The 3220-nt window shown below is 45.6% G+C and carries 3 protein-coding genes; 1 reads left to right on the top strand and 2 read right to left on the bottom strand.

Annotated elements, in window-relative coordinates:
• Positions 1–151: 151 nt before the first annotated feature.
• Positions 152–1039: a LysR family transcriptional regulator gene (locus QOR82_RS08885; RefSeq protein WP_283584385.1), complete on the bottom strand. Its 888-nt coding sequence runs from the start codon at positions 1037–1039 to the stop codon at positions 152–154.
• A gap of 37 nt (positions 1040–1076) precedes the next feature.
• On the bottom strand, positions 1077–1994 hold the full coding sequence (locus QOR82_RS08880) for a prenyltransferase (RefSeq protein WP_283584384.1): 918 nt from the start codon (positions 1992–1994) through the stop codon (positions 1077–1079).
• 93 nt (positions 1995–2087) lie between these two features.
• On the opposite strand from QOR82_RS08880, the gene QOR82_RS08875 reads away from it, so the two are divergent.
• Positions 2088–3074, top strand: coding sequence for a polyprenyl synthetase family protein (locus QOR82_RS08875; protein WP_283584383.1), 987 nt, complete (start codon positions 2088–2090; stop codon positions 3072–3074).
• The last annotated feature ends 146 nt before the right edge of the window (positions 3075–3220 follow it).

Below are 3220 nucleotides of genomic sequence, written 5' to 3'. Positions count from 1 at the left end.
AGTTTGACAATTCGTCAGCCAATTTAAGATAATAAAAACTGGCATCGGCTTTCACCAATACCAGTTAATATAGACCCACTAAAATACCCCCTAAGTTGGCTTTTCGGCCGACTTAGGGGGTATTATTCAGTTAACGTAAAGGTCGTTTTGCTTATTGCTGGTCGGTAGTTGCGGCCGCCACGAGTTGCAAGAATTGTTCAGCTGCTGGCGACATCACCAAATTCTTGCGCCAAGCTAAAACGTGTCCCGTCGTCTTTGTCGGGGTAACGGGAACAAACGCCAGATTATGATCATTCAGATTCTGATAAACACCCATAATGTTCAACGCGTAGTAGCCACCTTGTTTGATCATTTGGAGGCTATTCATCGGCAAATTAATCGTCATCCGCACATCTAATTTATTCTGATCAAGGCCTAACACATCACTTACGTCATTACGAAGGATGTTGCGACGAGTCAAAATCAGCGGCAGTTTATAAATGTCAGCGCGATTAATCTGTTGACGCGCCGCTAAGGCGTCATCTGACCGCATCATTACTCCCCAGGTTTCTTTGACGGGTAAAACAACGTAGTTATACTTGGCCGCTTCAACTGGCTCAATCAGCGCCGCCATATCAATTAACCCCCGATCCAGTTGCTCCCGCAGGGTGTCGCCGTCACCATCAAACATCGCAAATTTGACGGCAGGATATTGCTGCTGAAACTGCTTAATAAGTTTGCCAATAAAGGGTGAAACGCTACTTTCGACGCAACCAAGATGAATAGTCCCGGTCAATTCAGTGTTTTGTTGTTGCAAATCATTCGTGGTCTGCTGGAGGAGGGTCAGAATCATTTGCGCACGTTGCTGAAATAATGCCCCACCTTTGGTCAATTCCATATGACGGGGCTGACGAATAAAGAGTTTCGTCTGTAGCTCTTTTTCTAATTCCATAATTTGCCGTGACAAAGTCGGCTGGGTGACGTGCAGCTCATTAGCCGCCCTGGTGATGTTACCCGTTTTGGCTACCATCAGAAAATATTTTAAAACGCGGGTTTCCATTGAACAGTTCCTCCTAGAAAATGTTCTTTTAACAATCCTAATGCATTAAATTGCTTAAACCAATCCCAAGCAAATAAGTCACGGCCTGGCAAGCCGAGCCCACCAGCAGCGTACGAACCCCGCTCAAGAAGGTTTGACTCTTCACCTGCTTATGTACCAACTGTTTTGTCTGCTGATAAACAAAGGGAATGATTAACAAAGTCAATAAAACGGTCCAGGGAGCAATCCCGAGGAAGGGTGAAATGATAATCATGACAAAGGCAACCACGTTTTTTGTGCAATAGGCGCGCAAGCCATTTTTGATGCCAATGTAGTGAATAATTGTATGACGATGATTATTCTCATCTTCCTGCATATCACAGAGGTTATTAGCCAGCATCAGGTTGGAAATCCATAGCTGATCTGGCAAAGCGATAATCACCAAACGCCAGAGGGTCGACCAGTTCCACGCAAAGATCTGGTATGAATTGACGTAAACGCTGATCAAAATGATCATAAAACCCATTGTGAAGCCGGAAAAGAATTCCCCGAGCGGCAAGCCGGACAAAGGGTGGGGCCCCGAGGAATAGAAAATCCCTACCAAAAAGCAAAAAATCCCCATTAACAGTAAGGGCCAGTCCGTCCGGTAAACGAGGTAAATCCCCAGCAAAGCGGCGATCGCTGAAAAAGTCAACAGCAAAGCCAAAATCAAATTGGGGTTGAGATTTTCCCGGCCGATGATATTGGTCTTCTTCTTGTAATTTACCGTATCGACCGCGTGATGATAATCATTATAATTATCCATGATATCCACTGCCATGTTAAAAAGGAACATGGCGACAAAGAAAATAATAGCTAATCCCCAGTTGACCTGGTGCAGATAAAAGGCACTAAAGCACATGCCGATAATGAAAGGAAAAACGCTGGCCGTTTTTGCCTTCATTTCAACTAATTCTAAAAAGACAGGCACCGACATAAAATTAACATCTCCTCAAAATGTAACTAGTTGTCTCCCCCTCTTTAGGGTAAAATAAGAAGTGATGATTTACAAAAGGGAATTGACAATAACATGATTAATTTTAATGCACCTTCTCAGTATCCGCTAATCGGTAAACAATTAGTGCAAGTCAACCACGTCATCGACCAACGGATTAAAACACACTTCCCCCAATTGCAGAATGCACTTCAGGAAATGGCAAATAACGGTGGTAAGTATATCCGTCCCGCCATCGTTCTCTTGATGGCTCGGATTCTCGATTCGCGAATCAATAGTGAGCGGTTGATCAAAGCTGCCTCATCCATCGAAATCCTTCACATGGCCTCGTTGATTCACGATGACGTCATCGACGATTCGCCCAAAAGGCGCGGTGCCGTATCAATTCAAAGCCGGTTTGGCAAGGACGTCGCAGTTTACAGCGGTGACTTGCTCTTCACGATTTTTTTTGACCTGCTCACTGAATTTGGCACGGATCGCGATAGTTTTCAGCGCAACGCTCGCGCGATGCGCCGAGTGCTCAATGGTGAACTAGGTCAAATGGCAGCACGCTTTGACGTCCACCAAACATTGATGAACTATCTCCGCAACGTTAACGGTAAGACAGCCACCCTATTTTCCTTGGCCGCCGGCGAAGGTGCCACCCTCGCAGATGCTGACCGGCACCAAATCTTTTGTGCTCGTTCGTTTGGCACAAATATCGGCATCAGCTTTCAGATGCTCGACGATCTGCTTGATTATTCAAGTGGCCAGAATCTCAATAAACCAGTGATGGAAGACCTAGCAACCGGTGTTTACTCCTTGCCGTTATTACTAGCGTTGCGGAAGACTGACCCGGCTGCCAAACTCCGGCCACTCCTAGCAAAAAAACGACAGTTGACGAGTACTGACATGGTCCATATCCAACAAATCGTCCAAACAAGCGGCGCCTTGGATGAAACTGAGCAGTTAGCCACCAAGTTCACCAAGAAAGCCTTGGATCGCTTGCATGAACTCCCAGCAAATCCCACCCGGCACCTAATTCATGAACTAACGATTTCAATGCTCCATCGTAACCATTAACGACCATTGTAGTGGGCGCGTCCTCTTCTTGTCCATCTATAACAATAAGAGACCAGGTGAACTACTCGGCCATGAATGACCGAGCTTCTGGGAACACGAAGTAGTATTTAGGGTATTACACAGGTGTTCCTGATACCTAACTTACA

Origin of the sequence: Limosilactobacillus difficilis, assembly GCF_947387495.1 — a bacterium.
Lineage (GTDB): Bacteria > Bacillota > Bacilli > Lactobacillales > Lactobacillaceae > Limosilactobacillus > Limosilactobacillus difficilis.
The sequence above is the reverse complement of the archived record's forward strand: the minus strand, read 5'-3'. Positions and strand labels throughout refer to the sequence as shown.

Bases quoted from the DNA above. Each gene is read 5' to 3' on its own strand.
- QOR82_RS08885 (WP_283584385.1), bottom strand. From the start codon at position 1,039: ATGGAAACCCGCGTTTTAAAATATTTTCTGATGGTAGCCAAAACGGGT.
- QOR82_RS08880 (WP_283584384.1), bottom strand. From the start codon at position 1,994: ATGTCGGTGCCTGTCTTTTTAGAATTAGTTGAAATGAAGGCAAAAACG.
- QOR82_RS08875 (WP_283584383.1), top strand. From the start codon at position 2,088: ATGATTAATTTTAATGCACCTTCTCAGTATCCGCTAATCGGTAAACAA.